Below are 19,218 nucleotides of genomic sequence, written 5' to 3'. Positions count from 1 at the left end.
ACCTGACGGTAACGGTCCTATGAGCACATCAGAATCTGTAGTGAAGGTCATGCTGGTCGATGACCATATCCTTGTCCTGGAAGGTATCAGGGCGCGGCTGGAACAGGAAAAGGGCATCGACGTCGTCGGCCAGGCAACCGATGGGCTGGAGGCCCTGGAACGGGTCAAAGACCTGAAGCCGGACGTGATCATGATGGATGTCAGCATGCCGAACATGAACGGGATTGAAACAACGAAAATTTTCCAGGAGCGCTATCCCGATCTGAAAGTGCTTATCCTCAGCATGCACGACAACCGGGAATACATTTCACAGCTGATGTTTCATGGCGCCAAGGGTTACATCCTGAAGGACGTATCGGTTGAGGAAATGGTGAGCGCCATTCGTACCGTGGCTGATGGCGCCACCTACATCTGCCGGGCAGCGACCGAGACGTTGTTTCGTCATGTGGAAACAATGGAGCCGGTGGAGAGCAAACTTACTCGCCGCGAGGAGGCCATTCTTTCCAGAGTGGCCAAAGGGCTTAGCAGTAAAGCCATCTCCAATGAGCTCAACATCAGCGTGAGAACGGTGGAAACCCATCGGCAAAACATCAAGTCCAAGCTGGATTTGAATACCACGGCGGAGCTGACCAAGTACGCCTATGACCAGCAGTTGCTCTGAGTCAGAATAGCCCCATCTGGGGCTGGGTCTCGTCGAGGTCCAGGGCATCAACCGTGGGTGCCCGTTCACGCAGTAACTCATTCCAGAGCGCCGCCAGGGAAAGGGCATCGCCCTTGTTCGGCATGTGCATGAAAATATAGGGACGTTTCCCTTCCTCGATCCACGCAGCTGCGCGCTCAACCCAGGGTGCGAGAAACGGACGGTTGGCCTCCAGGTCGGGATGGCCGACAAAGCGGATCACTGGCGCTGCATCCACAGGGAGCAGATGCACTGGTACTCGCGGCTTTTTGCGCTGTGCATCGCGTGTTTCCTCGTTATCCGGGGTCGCGGCAAAGAGTGCCCGGCTGTCCATGCACACCCGTGCAATGCGGCGTTCTCTCAAGCCACGATTCAGGGCTTTCTCGGCCTCTCCCTTGTCAAAGAACGCACTGTGGCGAACCTCAACGGTGCAGGTCAGGGTCGGGGGCAGGGCATCCATAAATCGCCAGAGGTTTTCCAGACGCTCTGGCCCGAAACTGGCGGGAAGTTGCAGAAGGATGGGGCCAAGCACATCGTTGAGTGGCGCAATTATCTCAAGAAAGTCAGATACTTCGCGGCCAGCGCCACTCAGTAGACGGTCATGGGTGATCAGGCGTGGAAACTTCAACAGGAAACGAAAGTCATCGGGCACCTGTGACCGCCACTGTCGGCACTGTTCCTGGCTGGGCGTGGCGTAAAAAGTGGTGTTGCCCTCCACGCAATTGAGGGCACTGCTGTAACGCGCCAGTGGGCTCTGACCGGGAGGGAGTCGGCTGGTCCAGTCGGGATGTTGCCACTGGGGGCAGCCGAGAAAGTAGGGTTGTGCCATGGTCCCGTTTTACCACCGTTTATCAAGGGTCTGCTAAAAATTAGTCTCTGTATGTCACAAACATCAGGGCTGCCCCGTCTACCTCTGTAGAACCTACGTGGACATGATGCCACCTCGTGTCCCCCCATGCAGAGGAGTAAGATAATGGAAACGCGATTGAATGCCTACAAGGCCTCCCCGGACGCCATCGCCGCAATGACCCGGCTGGAGGAGTACGTTGGCAGTTGTGGGCTGGAACACAGCCTCATCCACTTGGTGAAAACCCGGGCATCCCAGATTAACGGTTGCGCCTATTGCCTGCACATGCACACCAGCGATGCCCGCAAAGCCGGTGAAAGTGAAGCACGGCTCTACCTGCTGTCCGCTTGGCGTGAGTCCGGGCTCTACACACCTCGTGAACGGGCTGCCCTGGCCTGGACCGAAGCACTGACGAACGTGGCTGACACCGGTGCACCCAGTCAGGATTACGAGCAGGGGCGAGCGCATTTCACCGAGAAGGAGTTCGTCGACCTGACGTTGCTGATCGGTGCGATCAACGTCTGGAACCGGATCAGCGTGGGCTTTCGGGCGGTTCACCCGAATGACCGTAAACTGTAACCAAGTACGCCGGGAACCAATTGCCATGAATGAACAGCCCGCGCATCAGTTTGATCACTGGCGCCGATACCTGACAGGCGTCGCGTACCGCATGCTGGGTTCGGTGACGGAGGCAGAGGATGTGGTGCAGGATGCATACCTGCGTTGGCACCATGCCGATCACCTGTCAGTCGATGATGTGCGGGCCTACCTGACCACGGTCACCAGCCGGCTTTGTCTTGATCGCCTTCGCGCCGCTCATCGGCAGCGGGAGGTCTATGATGGTCCCTGGCTGCCGGAACCTATAGTCGAAAGTCAGGACACTCCGGCAGGCGCCGAGGCGCTTGCCAGTGATGTGTCCTTTGCCCTGATGCTGGCGCTGGAGCGGTTGTCTCCCCTGGAACGTGCTGCATTCCTGTTGCACGATGTATTTGGGCTGGATTTCAGCCAGGTCGCTGTGAGCCTGGAACGCAGTGAAGCCAGTTGCCGCCAACTCGCAAGCCGCGCCCGGAAACGTGTGCAGGCTGAGCGCCCGCGCTATGAGGTGAGTTCAAGCGAGCATAATCAGTTGACCGATCGATTCTTCGACGCCGCCCGCAGTGGCGATGTGGCAACGTTGAAGGCGCTGCTGAGTGAGAACGCCATACTGCATACCGATGGTGGGGGAAAGAGGATTGCAGCGCGGCGCCTGATTCTTGGTGCCGACAGGATCAGCCGGTTCTTTGAAGGCGTGGCGCGCAAGTCTGCATCGCCCAGCCCTCGGTGGGTTAAAGCCGTTTTCGTGAATGGGCTACCGGGATGGTTGACCATTGAACAGGATGGGCTGCCACAGATCACGACACTGGATGTGGTGGATGGCCGTATCCAGTCGGTCTATGTCGTGCGCAACCCGGACAAACTAGGGCATTTGGCCGGCCACCTGCCAGAGTTGCGTGTTTAGGGTGTCACACTGGCGCCACCCCGAAGAGCCATTGGTGAGCCCACATTACCAGCACCGCATAAACCGCAAGGCCACCAACAACCGCTATGGCATCGTTCGCTTTGCTGGCCGGCAGGGTCGCAATCGGCCGCTGGGTTCTGCGTTTCAAGGAGATCCGATCCACCACGGCCCAGGCCAGGAAAGAGCCGAACAGCAACAGGTCGTGCAGCATCCCGTTCGCGAGTAAGTGAGCCAAAGCCCAGAGCTTGACCGCGACGAGCATTGGGTGCCCAAGTTTTGCCTTGATCTTGCCCGGAAAATAGGTGGCCAGCAGTAGGGGAAAGACCGGAATCAGAAGGAGCATGGCCAGGTGCCGGAGCCAGCCTGGAGATGTGTAAATGACGGTCGGGTCGAGGCGGGCGTTGCCATACCCCCAAACGATCAGAACCAGACCGACCAATGCGGCCAGCGAGTAAAGCCCCTTGAACGCCCCTTCGCCAAGGGAGTTGTGCAGGCGATTGCGCAGCGGTTCGTTGACGATGGACAGAGAGTGCACGCCAAGAAATAAAACCAGACCAACGATCAGTGTTGCCATTTACCCATGCTCCGTTGAGAAATTCCAGACAGTATAGTTGCGCAAACCGGGACAGCACATTCTCAAGCGTTTATCATCCAAAGCCTGTTTCACTGGATTGATAAGGCGCCCATGAAGTTTCCGAAAGTCACCGTTGTATTGGTATCTGCAGCCCTGTTGTTTGTGTTGTGGGAGCAAACCCGGGAACGCCCACCGTCAGTAGATGCCAGCCGCTTTACAAATCTGACCGTGAATCCAGTTGAGCGTAGCGTTGCCATGGACTGGGTTGTTAAGCAGATCCCGTCGTTATGTGACGATACTGTCGGGCAAAGCCGCCGTTCAGAGGCCCACTCAACCTGCGTCAGCAAAAGCGAGGCCCGCACATCAACCTGCCGCCGTGGGATCTATGATCGGTTTCCCAGTGTGATCGCCTCGGAAGAGGTGTTCCGGGATCTGTCCATCACAGCGATGAACTGCCTGGTTCCCCGATCCGGACTCGTAGATTAGGGAATCGGTTTTTTCAAACCTGCTTCGGGTTGGGCTAACATTGGGTGCAGGTGTCAAACAGTCCATCCTCGGTATCGGGATGCACGATTATTTTGGCTGAGCCCGACAGGAGACGACAGATGCACAGACTTTCTGATCACGTTGACTGGCAATATCTGTTTCGTGAGTACTGGCATCTCTACCGGTTTGGCTCCGCAGGTGGGAATCCAATCATCCGCTCACACCTCAAAGATGTTCGCAATAGACTGAACGCGGAACTTGAAACCAACCCGTCCATGGAATTCGATCAGCCGGTCGAGCTACCTGTTTGCGCCTGGCTGGGGCGTGCGCTGGATCAGGGGCTAAGTGAGCGAACCGCGCCGGTGGTGAGGGCATTGATGCGGGTTTCCGATCAACTGACCTGGCGCTATGGTTATGAGCGAATGCACAAAAGCCTGGCCCGCAAGTACGCGTACGCGGAACTGATGGGCCCCAATGGCCCGGCAATCAGCAGAAACGTCATTTTGGGGCTGGTATTGTTTGGGCCTCGCTGCACCTACCCCGAGCACAGCCATGATGGCATCAGCGAATCCTATATCTGCCTGAGTGGATCGGTGTCAGACAGCAACTACAGTGTGTTCACACCCAGATCCCTGTTCTTTAATCCTCCGGAGAAAGCCCATCGAATGACGACCGGGGACTTTGAGCCTACGTTACTGGCCTATGCCTGGACGGGGACAGAGGAGAAGCTTGCCAATCAAACAATGAGCTTTTCTGGCCGCAAGCGATGAGGTGCCGTGATGGCTCGCGTCAGGCACATTGATGCGATCGTTCTATTCCAGAGGCTACTCCTTTTCCCTTTGGGTCTTGCTCCTTTCAGTTCGGATGTGCTGGCGCAACTTGATACCAACAATTGTGTCGCCAGCGAAATCCAGCCCGAAGCCATTGATCTTGATCAGCCCCGAGACCAGTTGGCACGCCAAAGTGATCTGATCATTCCCGAGGATGCCCAAATTACCCGAATAAACATTGTTCGGCGCCCGATCTTCGATACCACCGATCCTGAACAGGACAACTTTCTTTATCGCACGTTGAACGCTCTAAATACCCCGACCTGGAAATCGGCCCTGCGTGCCCAGTTGGTGTTCGACGAAGGTGACGTTTACCAACCGGGTACGCTGGACGAATCCGAACGTATATTGCGGCAGAGTGAGTACCTGACGGCCGCGTGGATCGGTGTTACCCGCGTTTGCGGGAATGAGCTGGAAGTCACTGTCCTTGCACGTGACACCTGGACGTTACTGCCGAGCGTTGGTGCTTCCAGGACGGGAGGCGAGAATAAAACCAACACCGGCCTTTCTGATCCGAATTTCCTGGGTTCCGGCAAGAGCGTGGGGATTTCCCACAAAAAAGATGCCGACCGCAGCGAGACCAGTGTCGATTTCGATGATCCGAACGTGCTTGGCTCCCATTGGCAGGCAGGCCTTTCCTACGATAAGCGCAGTGATGGGCGCGGTCGCAGTGCCTACCTTGAGCGTCCATTCTACAGTGAGCTGGCGGAGTGGCGATTTGGCCTGAGTGGTGAGGATGACATTCGCGAACAATCCCGCTATGTGGGGGCGGAGGCAATTGCGGACTATCGGCAGGACCGCGATTTTGCCAGTGTTGATGTCGGCTGGCGACTGGCAGAACGCAATGGCAGCCAGTTAAGACTGCTTGCCGGTTTTCGCTACGATGCCCGGGCGTTTGAGCGCTTACCGGATGAAACCAATCTGGACCTTCTGCCCGATGATCGGACACTGAGCTACCCATGGGTCGGGTTTGACTACCGTGAGAACCGCTTCCGGGAAATGACAAACCTGACTCGTCTGCAACGGGTCGAGGACGTGCGGGACGGCTTTGTGTGGCGTACCGAGCTGGGGTACTCCTCGCCGGGACTTGGAGCGACGGAAGACCGCGCCCTACTGAATATGGACTTCCGGGATGCTTTGCTGGCCACTGACACCAACTACGCCAGCTACGGGTTCAGTCAGAGCGGCACCTGGCGATTTGACCAGCACCGTTTCGAGAACCTTATCGGAACCCTGAGCCTGGAGTACTTTCACGGCGGGGCAGTGGACTGGAACAGTTGGTACACCAACCTGTCGTTCACGGCAGCGCACAATTTGACCGTGGATCAACAGCTTCTTATTGGCGGTGACAATGGCCTTCGTGGTTATCCGAGCAACTACCAGCAGGGCAACAGAAGAGCGCTGTGGACACTGGAGCGCCGTTACTTCCCGGACTGGCACCCTTTCGAGCTGTTTCGCATGGGGGGTGTGATTTTCACCGATGTAGGCAGAGCCTGGTTTGATGATGGTCGCAATAGCGGACCCGATGACGGCGTACTGACGGATGTGGGATTCGGCCTGAGGCTGGCCTCAAGCCGGATCGAAGTACAGCGAATGCTGCACCTGGACTTCGCCTTCCCGCTGGCGGGAGATGACAGCGTTGACCAGGTGCAGGTCTTGTTGCGGGGTCGTTCGCGATTCTAAGCGACAGTCATGTCACTTGATCCACTTGTCGCCCCAATGGGTGATGTCGTGCTTCCGCTCCACTTGCAGTGTGCGGGCGCCAGCGGCCGGCTCTGCTTCTTCCGCGGCAGCAATTTCCTCGTCAATCACTCGCGTTGAGAGTGACAGCCAACTGGTCACGAAGGCGGCAGCATCGCCGTTGATCTCAAGAGCGAGCTCGTCGACGTTGGTGATGTCGTCACAGGCTGAGTGATAACAGGGGTCGAAAGCAACGCCAGCCTCGCCACCGAACTTGGCCGCCTGCTCTTCGGTTTTCAGCACTTCCGCACCGGTAAACAGCCCGCCAAACGCAATGCCGTCCTCGAAGAACTGCGCGTAGTCTGAGCGGAAGCTGATTTGCGTGCCCTCTGAGGCGATTTCACGCAGGTTGAAGTACTTCTCGAACAGCGCCTCCGTGGCGGCTGATCCCGGAGGACCTGCCAGATCGAAGTCAGAACCATCGCCATCGTAGATAAAGTTGCCGAAGTTGGGCGAACCAATCATGTCGTAGTTCAGGTAGACCTTGATCTTGTCCTTCTCTTCCTGGGAAAGGTTGTTGACGTAGAACGTTGAGCCAACCAGGCCGGCTTCTTCCGCACCCCACCAGGCAAAGCGGACCTGATTACGGGGGTGAGCCCGTTTCATTTGCAGGGCCAGTTCAAGAAGCGCAGCGCTGCCGGAGCCATTGTCGTTGATACCAGCCCCTTCAAACACTGAATCCAGGTGAGCGCCCGTCATCACGACGTTGTCAGGGTTGCCCCGATTGGTTTCGGCAATCACGTTGGAGGTTTCGGTTTGCTCTCTCACCACGTTGGTCACGACTCTGAGCTGGAGGTCCTGCTGCTCAACCCAGCCAGCGCCAATGTCGTAGGTGGTGAACACGACGGGAACTCCCCCGGCGTAGTCATCGCCGAGCGTGGCGTTGATCAGGCCTTTGCGGTCTTCCGTGTTGCCCTGGTTGAAGATCACCACACCCGCGGCGCCAGCATTGGCCGCGTTGGTTGCTTTCTGCCCGAAGGCGCAGGCTCCCCGTTGGATGACGGCGACCGATCCAGCGGGGAAGTCGGTAAAGTCCTCGGGTTCACAGCCACTGGTGGAGGTATTGTCGGGACCGAGTTGAACGTCAACGGCAACGGCCATGCCCGTCACATCGCCCGGCTCGGTCTGGGACAGGTAGGTAAAGTCCTCTTCCCATACATAGTCGGTCGGAGTGGGTGCCGTGGCCTGCAGAATGCCGTCTCCGGTCGGGTAGAAGGCATTGAAAGGAAACTGCTGGATGGTCACGTCATAGCCCGCACTCTCCAGTGTCGTTTTAACGTAATCGACCGTCGCCTGGTATCCAGGTAAGCCGGCAGCGCGATTGCCATCATTGGCTTCGGCAATGCCGTATAACCGGTCCAGGTGGTATTGGATGTTGCTTGCCTGCATGCAGCGGGGCAGACCAAATGGCGTGCTATTGAGAATGCCAAAGCGACACTCAAACGGACTGATTCGATCCGGGCTCCAGAAATCGTTGAGTAAATCGCCGGTGGATTTCTGGCCTGGCGAGGCGTGTGCGGTTATTGCAAAGAAAAGGGATCCTAAAGCCATGGTGCGGCTTGCGGTGCTGATTTTCATTGTGATTCTCCAATCCTGGGAGTTTGTTGTTAGGTCCGCTTGTGGCGGACTTTCAGCGCGGGGAGGCCTGAATGGATGTTAAACAGGCGCCCGGGCATCACTACTTCCATCGATGCCTACCGCAAGACTAGTCGCGGATTTTTTGTCCATCCAGGCGGAAAACATTACAAAACGTTAGGTTTCGGGAGGTGCCGACGTGAGTGTTGGTCACGTCGGCGTTGGGAGGCAGGAAGGGCGCTCTTGCGGTGCGCTCAGAATCCGTAGGAGCGGGAAATGGTCTCCTTTTCGCCGGACTCAACCAGTGCCTGGTAACTTTTGTTCAGAGCCTGCAGGATCTCGGGGGCGGTGTCCTTGTGGACGGCGAGATACATTGGCGTTTCACGGAACACCAGAACGCGCTCGAGCCCGGTTACATCGGACGCATCAGCAGCCAGGTATGGGCCAGCCAGACCGTCAGCTACCCAGAGGTCAATCTGATCCTGGACCAGGCGGCGCGCATTCAGGCCGTTGTTGCTGATTGCGGAAACGTCAAAGCCCTTGTCGATCAAAAAATTGGTCATGACGTCGCCCTTGTACCCACCGATCTGATAGCTGTGGGCATCGTTCAGGGTGTTCAGTTCAATGGACGAACCGGGTTTGGCGAACAGTGTCCATTCGATGGAGGACAGTGGCCCCACCCAGTCGAAAAAAGGCGCTCGATCCTCTGTTTTGGATACGCAGTAGATGGCGTGGTCAGGATGCCGTTCGGCCCGGTTGAGGCCATAGCTGAGGTCCCGGAGTTTAATGCTGTAATCCAGCTCGGCTTTACCCAGAAGCGCCTTCACGACATCGGTACAAAGACCTGTGATGTCTGCTTCTGAGTGGGCAAATGGCTGACCATTGGTGGTCATGTTATAAGGAGGGTATTGCTCTGTGTAGATCCGCAGTTCTTCTGCGGCAGTCGTACAACCTGCCGTTAACATCAGGGCCATTGTCAGCCCGAATTTTCCTTTCATGAACCCACTCCACATGTATGGTTACGGTATTTACGGAGTGCGGCATGATATTGAAGAGGAATCCAGCGTGGCATGCTGGATTCCTCTTCTTTACATTTTGGCAATGTAGTGAAAGTGGCAGGTAATGCTGACGTTCTACCGGGCGTTTGTCCGGACACGGTAGACGGAAGGTGTCTCGCCGAACCTCGCCTTGAATGCCCGGCTGAACTGGCTGGCGTCGTTGAAACCGCAGTTGAGGGCGATGGCAGTGATTTTACTTCCCGGTTGGCGGAGTAAGTCCCGGGCCCGGGTCAGGCGTTGTTCCTGAACGTATTGATAGGGTGCGCAGCCAAAGGTCGCCCGGAACAGGCGGGCAAAATGGTAAGGGCTCAGATTAACCCAGCCCGCCATGTCCGCGAGGGTCAACGTCCGGTCCAACTGCGCGTGAATACGTTCCTGTAGCAATCGGCGGTAACGCAGTGAGAGTTGTCCGGTAACAGAGGGAGTTGCCTGCTGTACGTTCGAGTGACGACTAACCACCTGTAGCAACAGCCACTGGGCCAGGTGATCCATCGCCATGGACTGACCGGGGGCGAGCCAGTCACTCAGTGCCAGTAACTGGCCCGCCTGGGCCAGAACCGGGTCCTGCGTGTGGTATCGCTCACTGAGTTCAACCCGGTCAGGCTCGCAGTCCCAGGTCTGTTCTGCGCAGCGGGCGATGTCCAGGTCATTGAAGTAGAGGTGGAAGAATTCGAATTGGCCGTCGATCTGCCAGGTGGATTGACTGCCGGCGGGAAACAGGCAAACAGCCCCCGGAAAGCCCTGGCTCACGGCCCGTCCGTTTACCACCCGCCTCGCTTTGTCGCCCTCGTTAATGTAAATGCTCAGGGCGTGATGGCGCGGTCGCTCGTAACGCACCTCGCCCTTGCGGTTCTGCCACTGTGCGAGGGCGCGGCCCTGGTCCAGCTCCATGAGCTTTTGAGGCGCCACGCCAGCGGCTCGCAGCGCGTCCACAATGTCGCGGCGTTCCCTGTGGGGATTCTTCGTTGAATCGGGTATCTGGGGTGAGCTGGTCTGCATATCGGGCCTCCGCAAGAATCATCCATGGTTGCGCAGGATCTGACAAGTTTTCCCCTTCGCACTGTCATAAGATCGGCCAGTAGATACATCAATGCGTCACTTATTAAAGGGAATGACTGTTATGCCGATTTCCATGCACTACGGTTTGACGGTACTGATCTGGGGCCTGACCTGGACGGCCATTCGCCTGCAGGTTGAGTCTGCGCCGGTGGATGTTTCGGTGTTCTATCGTTTTTTGATGGCTTCTGTTGTGGCTCTGGTGGTGCTTGCATTGCTTGGGCGCCTGCAGACGTTGACGCTCAAGCAGCATGGCTGGCTTTTTTTGCAGGGGCTGACGCTGTACAGCGTGAACTTCCTGCTCATATACCGTGCTGCCGAGTCCATGACCAGTGGTTTGCTGGCGGTGGTGTTTTCACTGGCGGCGCTGTTCAATGCCTTGAATGGCTGGCTATGGTTGCGGTTGAAGCCCACCGCCCGTCTGTATCCCGCTGTGGCGTTAGGGATTACAGGCGTGGCGCTGCTGTTCTGGCATGATTTGCAGCTTGGTAACGCCACCGGTGCCAGCATCCTGTTTGCGGCTGCCGGCACGTTCTGGTTTTCCATGGGGAACCTGGTGAGTATCAAGGTTCGGCTGGCGCAAATCCCCTTGTTGGTGGCGAATGCCTGGGCCATGGTTTACGGCGCTGTGATCCTCGGCGTCTGGTGTCTGTTGCAGGGAGTGGAGTGGGTGGTGCCAACCTCCGCGACCTTCTGGGGCGCAACGGTTTTCCTGGCGGTACCCGGCTCCATTATTGCGTTTTATTGCTACATCACTGTGATCCAGACCCTCGGTGCCGACCGGGCCGGCTATGCAACGGTGCTGTTTCCGGTGGTTGCCCTGAGTGTATCGACCTGGCTGGAAGGCTTTGAATGGACAACAACCGCCGTATTGGGTGCCCTACTGGCCATCCTGGGAAATTACGTGCTGTTTCGCCGAGTCAAATGATATCCCGTGGGGCCTCGGAAACCGCTACGTTGTATGGAGCTTCAGATGCGTCACCTTTTCCGAGAGACGGCTGGGTTCCGTGCCGAGGATGTCATCCAGTGAGGAAGGCCGATGGACCCAGAAGCCCTGGAGAAGATCCACGCCGATCTCCTTCAGTAACGACGCTGCATCCTCGGACTCGACGTACTCGGCCACCGTGATCATGTCCATGGTTCGGCCAATGTCATGAATGGCCCTGACCATTGCAAGGTCTGTTTTGCTGGTGACGATATCGCGAACAAACATCCCGTCGATCTTCAGGCAGGTAACTGGTAATCGGCGCAGGTAACCAAACGACGACAACCCTGAACCGAAGTCGTCCAGGGCAAAGCTGCACCCCATGTCGCTCAGGCGTTTCATAAAGGCCTGAACTTCCAGCAGGTTATGGACGGCGGCAGTTTCGGTGATTTCGAAGCAGATCTTGTTCGCTGGAACCCCGTAGTGGTGGAACCTGCCAACCACAAAATCCGCGAAGTCTGTTTGATCGAACGAGCGACCAGACAGGTTGATGTGGCAGGCTTCCAAGGCACCAAGGTGTTCTGGGGCGGCGGACAGTTTTTCGAGTACATTCTCGATAACCCAGCGGTCGATTCTCGATGCCATGCCATAGCGCTCCGCAGGGGGCAGGAAAGCACTGGGAGGCACCACCGAACCATCCTGTGAGCGCATGCGAATCAGCACTTCGTATCGCAACCCCTTGCCCCGGCCAGTGGGCGGGGCAATTATCTGGCATTCAAGGAAAAAGCGGTTGTCCTGAAGCGCGGTCTGAATGCGGTTGTGCCATTCCATCTCGCCCTGCTGGGAGGCCATCTGCTTGTCGTCCATCGACATCACGCACACGCGGTTGCGGCCGCCGTCTTTGGCGGTGTAACAGGCAATGTCGGCGGCTTTCATCAGGGCGCTGATGCCCGCGCTTTCTGCGGTTATAGGCACCACGCCAATACTGCAACTGATGGTGTGGCTGGTTTGCTGCCAGGAAAACACCAGGTGGTCGAGAGAGGCCCGCACCTTTTCAGCCACATGATGGGCGGTGTCGAGGTCGCAGTTCTGAAGAATGATACCGAACTCGTCGCCGCCCAGTCTGGCGAGGATGTCTGCTTCGCGCAGATTCTTTGAAATGATGTCGGATACCTGGCGCAGAAGTTGGTCGCCCGCGTCATGGCCCGACGTGTCGTTCGCCAGCTTGAACTGATCCAGGTCGATGTAGCAGAGGGCGTGTTGCTTTCCTCCGTTGCGGACGTGCCCGAGATGGCTGGCAAGCTGCTGCTCAAAGGCTCTTCGGTTTATCAGGCCGGTCAGGCTGTCATGGGTCGCCATGTAGCTCAATTCCGTCGACAGACGGTGAGACTCGGAAATGTCTTCCATAACCGTTGTGAAATACGCTGAAGCACTGGGCACATCCCACACGCGGGATACGGTGAGCCTGGCCCACAAGAAGTCATTGTCTTTTCGAACAATGCGATGCTCGGTCGTATAGCTGTCGATGTTACCGAAGCTGATATCCCGTCGTTCTTCCCGGGCAACGTCCCAGTCTTCCGGATGGACCAGCTCCCGATAGGGGCGATGCACAAGGTCATCGGGCCGGTAGCCAAGGATGTCGCAGGTCGCCTGATTGGCATTAACGATTCGGCCCTCGGTATCAATCTGGATGATACCGATGGCGGACTGCTCGAAGATCGAGCGGAAGTTCTGCTCGGTTCGATTGAGCAGTCTCACCAGCCGGAATCCCAGGAACCAGGACAGCAGCGCCACAAGAGTCAGGAACAATGCACTGACAACAGACAGGAAGCTGGCGGCCCAACGCGAGGCGTCTCCCATGGAAAGGCGGAATTCCCGGGCATTCACCTGCAGTTGCTGGTCAACAATCGCGAGTTTGTCTCGCAGGGCCTGCAGTTGCTCGCGATCCGGAGGTGCCGCCAACCACTCTCGTTCCATCGCATTGCCGATCTGATCCAGTTCAAACAGCAGGTCATCGGCGCCCTCCCAGGCGGTTAACGCCCGCTCCAGTTGATCAAGCCACGAAAAAAGACGGATCAGCAGAATCATGCGGGTCAGGTCTTCTTCATGGTTGCCCCCTTGGAGAAAACCATGCCTGGCACGTTGCCAATCGAGCGTATCGGAGGTGATGGCGACGCGGGCGTGCAGATCGCCGATGGGCACCGCCAGCGCCTGCCTCGCCTTCGCAAGGTGCGAAAAATCACCAGATTCGGAAAACCGGTTGAGGTGGTGGACAGTATCGATCTGCGCTCGGGACCAGACGCTTTCGCCCCAGGTATAGGCAGTGATTGCCGACTGCACCTGCACCACGGCGACCATGAAACACACCGTCAGGATGATCGTGAGGCACAGTCCTGCCACCAGCGCGATCAGTTGTCTTTGAAGATTGGGTTGCTGTCCTTTGCGTCGCATGGCTGCCGGTACTCTCCATACATGGTGCAAAACAACATAAATGGCGCACCACAAATGGTGCCAGTAGGTGGCATTTTCTCAATGGGGGCGTCGGCTTATAACGTATGCCCCAACAACCCCAGGACACCGAGGATGATCAGATAGCCCGCCACGATGTAGTTCAGCAGCTTTGGAAACACGAGTATGCCAATGCCCGCGCCCAGGCTGATCAGTGGCGCCAGTTCAAGGTGAAGTGTCATAAGCGTAATATCCCTGTCGAGTACGTTGGAGCGTGTTTTTTCTATCTTTCATCGTAGTCGGTAAGTCTGCACAGTGCATCCACGCACGCCTCGATCTGTGACTCGCTCGCACTCGCGAATCCCATCACCAGCCCGGTTTGCGCGGTTCTTCCGATGTAGTGCTCGCTGAGGGCCGTGCTGCCGAAGCCCAGGTCTCTCAGTTGCTGACTCAGGGCAAGGTCATCCACGTTGCCTTTCAGAACCAAATGCATCCCGGCACTTTCCGCTATGGGGGCCAGCCTGCCGCCAAGCTTTTCGGTAACCCGCGCCTGAAAATGATGCCACTTATCACGATAGAGTTGGCGCATACGGCGCAGATGTCGTGTGAACTGGCCGCTGTCGATGAACTCGGCGATGGTTGCCTGGGTCAGTAACGGTGTCTCTCCGCCGCTGACACGCTTGGCCCAGAGGAAATGGTCGACGAGTGCCTCTGGTACGATCAGGTAGCCGACGCGTAGGGCTGGCAGCAGTGTCTTACTGAAGCTGCCCACATAGAGAACGGGGGCGGTATCGAACATGCCCTGAATGGCTGCAAACGGTTTGTTATAGAAATGGAACTCGCTGTCGTAATCGTCTTCCACGATCCACGTCTGGTTTCGGCGCGCCCACTGTAGCAGTGCCATGCGCTGGGAGACATCGAGAATACCGCCCATGGGGTATTGGTGAGTCGGTGTGCAGAACAGCAGTTTGGCGTCGCCAAGGCTGTCCAGGACGCCGACATCCAGAACCTGTTGCTTGAGCGGTACGGGCAGCAGTGGGTTGCCGTGACGACCAAGGGCGTATCGGGCGCCCCGGTAGCCGGGGTTCTCAACAAAGACCCTGTCACCGGGTTTTAACAGCACGTCTGCAATCAGCGACAGCGCCTGTTGAGCCCCATTGGTCACGATCACCTGGTGTTCCTGGCAACGCACCCCGCGGGAAGCTCGTAAATAATCAGCAATGGCTCTGCGCAATGGCTGGTAACCCTGGGTTGTGTCATAGCCGCGAAGGCTTGTTCGGCTCTCCTGATGGTGCAGTATTCGGTTCCAACTGCGAATGGGGAAGGCGTTGATGTCGGGCAGCCCGGGCTGGAAGGGCAGGTTGGCGTCCTCCCCGAGCTTCAGGCGGCTGGCGGGAGCCGGCGGCAGTGGCGGCAAGGTCATGGCCTGCGTGGTTTGAATGGCTCCGCCGGTAGGTTGGTTGATGGCCAGGTTGAGGTCTTGATGCACGAATACGCCCCGACCAGCTCGGCTTTGCAGGAAACCTTCGGCTTTCAACTGGTCGTAAACGGCATTGACGGTGTTGCGGCTGATACCCAGGTCTGCTGCCAGCTGACGGCTGGAGGGCAGTTGGCTTCCCGGCAGGTAACGTCGATGGATAATGCGTTGGGACAGGTGTTGATAAAGCTGTGTTTGCAGCGGTGTGGTGTGTTCGAACCGTATATCGTCAATCACCTTAACTGGTCCTATTGAAATCTATAATCTGGATCTTTCCATGGTATCAGATGTTGCTTCTAATAGAGACGTACTTTGCAAAAGGAGCATACGATGTCTCGGAAGGAAATCACGGATACCCCTTTATCACTACCGTTATCACCGCCGTCATCACCGCTGTCTTGCTGTCCTCGCAGTCGGGTGAAGCGCGCGGCCAGGAGAGCCAGTTATGAGCGGGCGCCGGCTTACGCCCTGATCGATCGGTTAAAAACAGCGCATGTGGGTTTTGTGGAAGAAGGTGAGCCACGCATCATCCCGATCACGGCCTGGCGTCTTGCTGACGATCTTTACCTGCATACACTCAGCGGTGGAAGGTTGGCGCAGACGCTGGCATCGGGACAACAGTTGTGCATTTCATTCGCCGTGACAAACCAGTGGGTGATGACAAAATCGGCGTTCCACCATAGTGCCAACTATGAATCGCTGGTGCTGTTCGGCAGGGCCTCGCCAGTGTCGGATGATCGTGAGTTCGACGCCGCGTTTCAGGCCATCATTAATCAGATTGAACCGGGCCGCTGGGAGCAGGTGCGTGCCCCCAATGCGAAGGAGCGGAAGGCGACGGCATTGTTCCGGATTCCGATCGAGGAGGGCGCGTTCAAAAGCCGGGATGGCGGTCCTGGAGAGGAACCCGAGGATATGGCACTCCCGGTGTGGCACGGTGTGCTGCCCGCGTAAGGTGAGTGCAGGCGTTGATGCCCCCGATCGTTGGCCGGCAGGTTATGATTGGGGGTCATTCAAGGTAAACTGTGTTCACAATCGTTTCACTTACTTGCCAGATAACACAGGCAGCAACGCATGTCCGATGTTGATCCCCTGAAAGCCTTGTCCGATATTGCCAGTGATGCCCATACCCGCATCCAGGCTGCCCATGAGCACATCAACCCGGTGTTGGAAGTGCGCCGGGGCATGCGTGATTCGGGTATTCCTGCGGATGTCATGACCATTGACTGTCTGCGCACCCGTCGCCGCATAACGTTGATCCTGCACGACAACCAGCCAGGCGTGTTGTTGTATCAGTTCGTGACCATCGATGATGAAGTGGGTGATGAGTTCCAGGGCATGGCGTTGTCGGAGGTCAGTGCCCAAACGCTGGTGGACTGGATGCAGGATTATTTTGGCTAAGCGGGCCCTTATGTCGGGCGCCTGACACACGAGGGGCAGCATGGAAGCATTATTGATTATTCTGGCACTTGGTCTTGCCATACTCCTGCCGGTGGGCTCCGTGCTGGGTATTCTTGCGTTTTCCCGACGTCGTGATCAGTCGGAACGCCTTGAGTCCCTGAACCGGGAAGTGTCCCGTTTGCGCGAAGAAGTGACTTATCTAAAACAACATTTGGGCGGAAAGGACCAAGACCAGCCGGCCCCGGAGCTGGAGCTTGAACTCGACGAAGCCGTTGTCGAGGACACGCCAGCCCCTTCTGAATCAAGCCCCTTTCCTGACACAAGCTCCCCGGGAGCGGATGCGACGTCACGCGATAAATCTCGCTTTGTCCAGGCCCTGAAGGATAACTGGATGGTCTGGCTTGGTGGCCTGAGCGTTGGGTTGGCCGGTATTTTCATGGTCAGCCACTCCATCAACGCAGGAATGATCGGCCCATCGCAGCAATTGATGTTGGCGCTATTCAGCGGTCTTGCGTTGCATGCGGGAGCGGAGTACCTGCGTCGTCGCAACCGGGGTGCAAACGAAGTATTTGCGGCGCTGGCGGGTGGAGGCAGTATCACCCTCTATGCGGCATTGCTGGCGGGCGTTCACCATTACGGGCTGGTCGGCCCTACCGTGGGCCTGTTCGGGCTGGCTATTGTGTCTCTGGGTACCATGGTGCTGTCGCTGTTTCATGGCCCGTTGCTTGCTGTCATGGGGTTGAGTGGTGCCTATCTGGTGCCGTTATTGATCGGTGGCGATGATGGCAGCGTGGCTTTTGTGCTGTCTTACAGTTTCCTGATCACCGTCAGTTCGTTGATGTTGATGCGTTATGTCTATCGGGACTGGCTTTGGTACGCCACGTTATCCGGCGCGTTTCTGTGGTGGTTGGCCACGTCCAGCGGAGCCGCCATCGGCGCCTCAACAGCCTGGTACATCGCCGCCCTGTTTGTGGTGTTTGCCATGGTTCCGGTTCGCGCAAAGCAGGCGTTGCCGTATTTACGGGAAGTCTTGATATCCCTGCTGGTTCTCTGGGCACTATCGATGGTCGGGCAGGGTGATCGCCCGTTTTTCTGGAGCTGGCTTATCATATTGCCGGCCGCAGCTCTGGTGCCGCAGAGTCGTGGAGCGCTCTGGTTCCTGCCCTGGGCCGCGGTGCTGGTCAGTGCGCTGGGATGGCTCGGATACGTCGGGCGCAATGGCACCGAGGTGACCTATTTTACGCAGATGGCGCCGGAGCATCAGGGTGGTTTGCTGTCCTACCTGATTGGGGCCGCCATACTCTCCACCGGGCTCGGATTATGGCACTGGGTTCGCCAGAATGATCGCCGCCGATGGGCCTCCTTTACACTGTTGTCGCCACTGGTTTGGGCGGTGCTGGGTTGGCTGTTAGTACACGGCTACCAGACGTCGTCGGCCTGGTCGGTTGCAATGTTGCTGGTTGGCGGCGTTTACGGCGTTCTCGCGTGGAAGCTCGAAAGCGTGCAGCGCTATCGAGTGGGCGTTGTCTGGGCAGTGATGGCGGCACACGTCAGCTATTCCCTGGCGGCGATAATGATTGTTAGTGAGGCGTCACTCACCCTCGCCCTGTCTGCTCAGTTTGTCAGCCTTACCTGGCTGGCGCGTCGTTATCAGATGCCCGAACTTCACCTGCTGTTGAAGGTGGCCCTGGCCCTGGTGGTGGCACGGCTGACGTTCAACCCCTGGCTGCAGGATTACGACACCGGTCTCCATTGGTCACTCTGGAGCTATGGTGGGGCGACGTTGTTTGCCGGCATTGCTACCTGGCTGGCGGGGAAGGATCGCGCCATTCGTCCTTGGCTGGAGGGGGCAACCCTGCATCTACTGGTGCTGTTCCTGGGTGCCGAGATGCGTTACTGGCTTTACGATGGCGATATTTTTTCCCAGCAGTACAGCTTTACCGAGGCCGCAATCAACACACTGCTCTGGGGTGCACTGGGCGTGACCTATATGGTGCGTGCCGGGGCAAGTGAGTCACTGGCCTGGCTGTACCGGTTGTTCTCGCGGATACTGGTTGCGCTGTCGATGTTGAGTTATCTCGCTCTGGTGACGCTGCACAATCCCTGGTGGGGCGGCGGCCATATTGGCGATACACCGATCATCAATATGCTGCTTCCCGGCTACGGTGGTCCCATTCTGCTGGCGCTTGCGGTCAGCCGGTTTCCCTTGCTTGCGCCCCGGTTCTGGTCGTTGTGCGTGGCGTCTGCCGGCTTTCTGCTGTTTACCGCGCTGGAGATCCGGCAACTCTGGCAGGGGAGTGACATGGGGTTGTCGTTCGGTATGTCAGAGGGTGAGCTTTACACTTATTCGGTTGTCAGCCTAATGTACGCGATCGGCGCTATTGCCTACTCCGCCAAGCGTGACAATGCGGTGCTCTACAAGGCTGGTATGGCTCTGTTGGGACTGGTGATTGCCAAGATCTTTCTCGTCGATATGGCCGGCCTACAGGGGCTTTGGCGAGTGGCGGCCTTTATGGGGCTTGGGCTGGCGTTACTGGGGTTGGCCTGGATGTATCGGAAAGCGCAGCCTTCGGCGGGTAATCAGACCCTCTCCGACTGATCAGGTGGGGCCGCGGGAGCGGCCCCAC

At 57.5% G+C, this 19,218-nt stretch carries 18 protein-coding genes; 10 read left to right on the top strand and 8 right to left on the bottom strand.

Annotation, left to right across the window (positions count from 1 at the left end; all coding sequences use genetic code 11):
• The first annotated feature begins 19 nt into the window (after positions 1-19).
• Positions 20-661 (top strand): response regulator transcription factor, encoded by a 642-nt coding sequence (locus tag JJO78_RS13155; RefSeq protein WP_075196988.1) that lies wholly within the window; start codon positions 20-22, stop codon positions 659-661.
• A 1-nt stretch (position 662) separates the two neighbouring features.
• Here the strand turns inward: JJO78_RS13155 and JJO78_RS13150 are convergent, their stop codons facing one another.
• Complete coding sequence (locus JJO78_RS13150) at positions 663-1,508, bottom strand: DUF72 domain-containing protein (protein ID WP_075196989.1); 846 nt, start codon at positions 1,506-1,508, stop codon at positions 663-665.
• 144 nt (positions 1,509-1,652) lie between these two features.
• On the opposite strand from JJO78_RS13150, the gene JJO78_RS13145 reads away from it, so the two are divergent.
• Together JJO78_RS13145 and JJO78_RS13140 are read left to right on the top strand one after the other, a co-directional pair.
• Positions 1,653-2,105, top strand: a complete 453-nt coding sequence (locus JJO78_RS13145; protein ID WP_007152678.1) for a carboxymuconolactone decarboxylase family protein — start codon at positions 1,653-1,655, stop codon at positions 2,103-2,105.
• A gap of 25 nt (positions 2,106-2,130) precedes the next feature.
• On the top strand, positions 2,131-3,024 hold the full coding sequence (locus tag JJO78_RS13140; protein WP_143743924.1) for a sigma-70 family RNA polymerase sigma factor: 894 nt from the start codon (positions 2,131-2,133) through the stop codon (positions 3,022-3,024).
• 4 nt (positions 3,025-3,028) lie between these two features.
• Here the strand turns inward: JJO78_RS13140 and JJO78_RS13135 are convergent, their stop codons facing one another.
• On the bottom strand, positions 3,029-3,598 hold the full coding sequence (locus JJO78_RS13135) for an NnrU family protein (RefSeq protein WP_036209321.1): 570 nt from the start codon (positions 3,596-3,598) through the stop codon (positions 3,029-3,031).
• A 111-nt stretch (positions 3,599-3,709) separates the two neighbouring features.
• On the opposite strand from JJO78_RS13135, the gene JJO78_RS13130 reads away from it, so the two are divergent.
• From JJO78_RS13130 to JJO78_RS13120, 3 genes are all read left to right on the top strand, one after another.
• Positions 3,710-4,084, top strand: coding sequence for a hypothetical protein (locus JJO78_RS13130; RefSeq protein WP_083637283.1), 375 nt, complete (start codon positions 3,710-3,712; stop codon positions 4,082-4,084).
• 119 nt (positions 4,085-4,203) lie between these two features.
• Positions 4,204-4,854 (top strand): dimethylsulfonioproprionate lyase family protein, encoded by a 651-nt coding sequence (locus JJO78_RS13125; protein WP_075196992.1) that lies wholly within the window; start codon positions 4,204-4,206, stop codon positions 4,852-4,854.
• Between the two features lie 9 nt (positions 4,855-4,863).
• On the top strand, positions 4,864-6,597 hold the full coding sequence (locus JJO78_RS13120) for a BamA/TamA family outer membrane protein (RefSeq protein WP_075196993.1): 1,734 nt from the start codon (positions 4,864-4,866) through the stop codon (positions 6,595-6,597).
• 12 nt (positions 6,598-6,609) lie between these two features.
• On the opposite strand, the gene JJO78_RS13115 is transcribed toward JJO78_RS13120, so the two are convergent.
• From JJO78_RS13115 to JJO78_RS13105, 3 genes are all read right to left on the bottom strand, one after another.
• Positions 6,610-8,232 carry a M28 family metallopeptidase gene (locus JJO78_RS13115; protein WP_075196994.1) on the bottom strand — a complete coding sequence of 541 codons (1,623 nt, stop codon included), beginning with the start codon at positions 8,230-8,232 and terminating at the stop codon, positions 6,610-6,612.
• A 251-nt stretch (positions 8,233-8,483) separates the two neighbouring features.
• Complete coding sequence (locus JJO78_RS13110; protein ID WP_051947020.1) at positions 8,484-9,227, bottom strand: substrate-binding periplasmic protein; 744 nt, start codon at positions 9,225-9,227, stop codon at positions 8,484-8,486.
• 135 nt (positions 9,228-9,362) lie between these two features.
• On the bottom strand, positions 9,363-10,286 hold the full coding sequence (locus tag JJO78_RS13105; protein WP_075196995.1) for a helix-turn-helix transcriptional regulator: 924 nt from the start codon (positions 10,284-10,286) through the stop codon (positions 9,363-9,365).
• Between the two features lie 121 nt (positions 10,287-10,407).
• Between JJO78_RS13105 and JJO78_RS13100 the strand changes: the two genes are divergently transcribed.
• Positions 10,408-11,271, top strand: coding sequence for a DMT family transporter (locus JJO78_RS13100; protein WP_036209353.1), 864 nt, complete (start codon positions 10,408-10,410; stop codon positions 11,269-11,271).
• A gap of 24 nt (positions 11,272-11,295) precedes the next feature.
• Here the strand turns inward: JJO78_RS13100 and JJO78_RS13095 are convergent, their stop codons facing one another.
• The 3 genes from JJO78_RS13095 to pdxR form a co-directional block, all read right to left on the bottom strand.
• Positions 11,296-13,719, bottom strand: a complete 2,424-nt coding sequence (locus tag JJO78_RS13095) for a putative bifunctional diguanylate cyclase/phosphodiesterase (RefSeq protein ID WP_075196996.1) — start codon at positions 13,717-13,719, stop codon at positions 11,296-11,298.
• Between the two features lie 95 nt (positions 13,720-13,814).
• A complete protein-coding gene (locus JJO78_RS13090; RefSeq protein WP_007152669.1) occupies positions 13,815-13,958 on the bottom strand; it encodes a DUF3096 domain-containing protein in 144 nt (47 codons plus the stop codon).
• A 41-nt stretch (positions 13,959-13,999) separates the two neighbouring features.
• Positions 14,000-15,430, bottom strand: a complete 1,431-nt coding sequence (pdxR, locus tag JJO78_RS13085) for a MocR-like pyridoxine biosynthesis transcription factor PdxR (protein WP_075196997.1) — start codon at positions 15,428-15,430, stop codon at positions 14,000-14,002.
• 93 nt (positions 15,431-15,523) lie between these two features.
• Here pdxR and JJO78_RS13080 point away from each other — a divergent pair, with 93 nt between their 5' ends.
• The 3 genes from JJO78_RS13080 to JJO78_RS13070 all read left to right on the top strand — a co-directional run bounded on the left by JJO78_RS13080 (position 15,524) and on the right by JJO78_RS13070 (position 19,190).
• Positions 15,524-16,144, top strand: a complete 621-nt coding sequence (locus tag JJO78_RS13080; protein WP_075196998.1) for a pyridoxamine 5'-phosphate oxidase family protein — start codon at positions 15,524-15,526, stop codon at positions 16,142-16,144.
• Positions 16,145-16,264: 120 nt separating this feature from the next.
• A complete protein-coding gene (locus tag JJO78_RS13075) occupies positions 16,265-16,591 on the top strand; it encodes a hypothetical protein (RefSeq protein WP_036209362.1) in 327 nt (108 codons plus the stop codon).
• Between the two features lie 40 nt (positions 16,592-16,631).
• The gene (locus JJO78_RS13070) at positions 16,632-19,190 is read left to right on the top strand and encodes a DUF2339 domain-containing protein (protein ID WP_075196999.1); all 2,559 of its coding nucleotides are present in this window, start codon (positions 16,632-16,634) and stop codon (positions 19,188-19,190) included.
• Positions 19,191-19,218 lie beyond the last annotated feature (28 nt).

Origin of the sequence: Marinobacter sp. DS40M6, assembly GCF_028581595.1 — a bacterium.
Taxonomy (GTDB): domain Bacteria; phylum Pseudomonadota; class Gammaproteobacteria; order Pseudomonadales; family Oleiphilaceae; genus Marinobacter; species Marinobacter salarius.
This window is presented reverse-complemented; position numbering and strand designations above follow the sequence as displayed.

Bases quoted from the DNA above. Each gene is read 5' to 3' on its own strand.
- JJO78_RS13080 (WP_075196998.1), top strand. From the start codon at position 15,524: ATGTCTCGGAAGGAAATCACGGATACCCCTTTATCACTACCGTTATCA.
- JJO78_RS13150 (WP_075196989.1), bottom strand. From the start codon at position 1,508: ATGGCACAACCCTACTTTCTCGGCTGCCCCCAGTGGCAACATCCCGAC.
- JJO78_RS13135 (WP_036209321.1), bottom strand. From the start codon at position 3,598: ATGGCAACACTGATCGTTGGTCTGGTTTTATTTCTTGGCGTGCACTCT.
- JJO78_RS13075 (WP_036209362.1), top strand. From the start codon at position 16,265: ATGTCCGATGTTGATCCCCTGAAAGCCTTGTCCGATATTGCCAGTGAT.
- JJO78_RS13100 (WP_036209353.1), top strand. From the start codon at position 10,408: ATGCCGATTTCCATGCACTACGGTTTGACGGTACTGATCTGGGGCCTG.
- JJO78_RS13145 (WP_007152678.1), top strand. From the start codon at position 1,653: ATGGAAACGCGATTGAATGCCTACAAGGCCTCCCCGGACGCCATCGCC.
- JJO78_RS13090 (WP_007152669.1), bottom strand. From the start codon at position 13,958: ATGACACTTCACCTTGAACTGGCGCCACTGATCAGCCTGGGCGCGGGC.
- JJO78_RS13140 (WP_143743924.1), top strand. From the start codon at position 2,131: ATGAATGAACAGCCCGCGCATCAGTTTGATCACTGGCGCCGATACCTG.
- JJO78_RS13095 (WP_075196996.1), bottom strand. From the start codon at position 13,719: ATGCGACGCAAAGGACAGCAACCCAATCTTCAAAGACAACTGATCGCG.
- JJO78_RS13110 (WP_051947020.1), bottom strand. From the start codon at position 9,227: ATGAAAGGAAAATTCGGGCTGACAATGGCCCTGATGTTAACGGCAGGT.
- JJO78_RS13105 (WP_075196995.1), bottom strand. From the start codon at position 10,286: ATGCAGACCAGCTCACCCCAGATACCCGATTCAACGAAGAATCCCCAC.
- JJO78_RS13115 (WP_075196994.1), bottom strand. From the start codon at position 8,232: ATGAAAATCAGCACCGCAAGCCGCACCATGGCTTTAGGATCCCTTTTC.
- JJO78_RS13125 (WP_075196992.1), top strand. From the start codon at position 4,204: ATGCACAGACTTTCTGATCACGTTGACTGGCAATATCTGTTTCGTGAG.
- JJO78_RS13070 (WP_075196999.1), top strand. From the start codon at position 16,632: ATGGAAGCATTATTGATTATTCTGGCACTTGGTCTTGCCATACTCCTG.
- JJO78_RS13155 (WP_075196988.1), top strand. From the start codon at position 20: ATGAGCACATCAGAATCTGTAGTGAAGGTCATGCTGGTCGATGACCAT.
- JJO78_RS13130 (WP_083637283.1), top strand. From the start codon at position 3,710: ATGAAGTTTCCGAAAGTCACCGTTGTATTGGTATCTGCAGCCCTGTTG.
- JJO78_RS13120 (WP_075196993.1), top strand. From the start codon at position 4,864: ATGGCTCGCGTCAGGCACATTGATGCGATCGTTCTATTCCAGAGGCTA.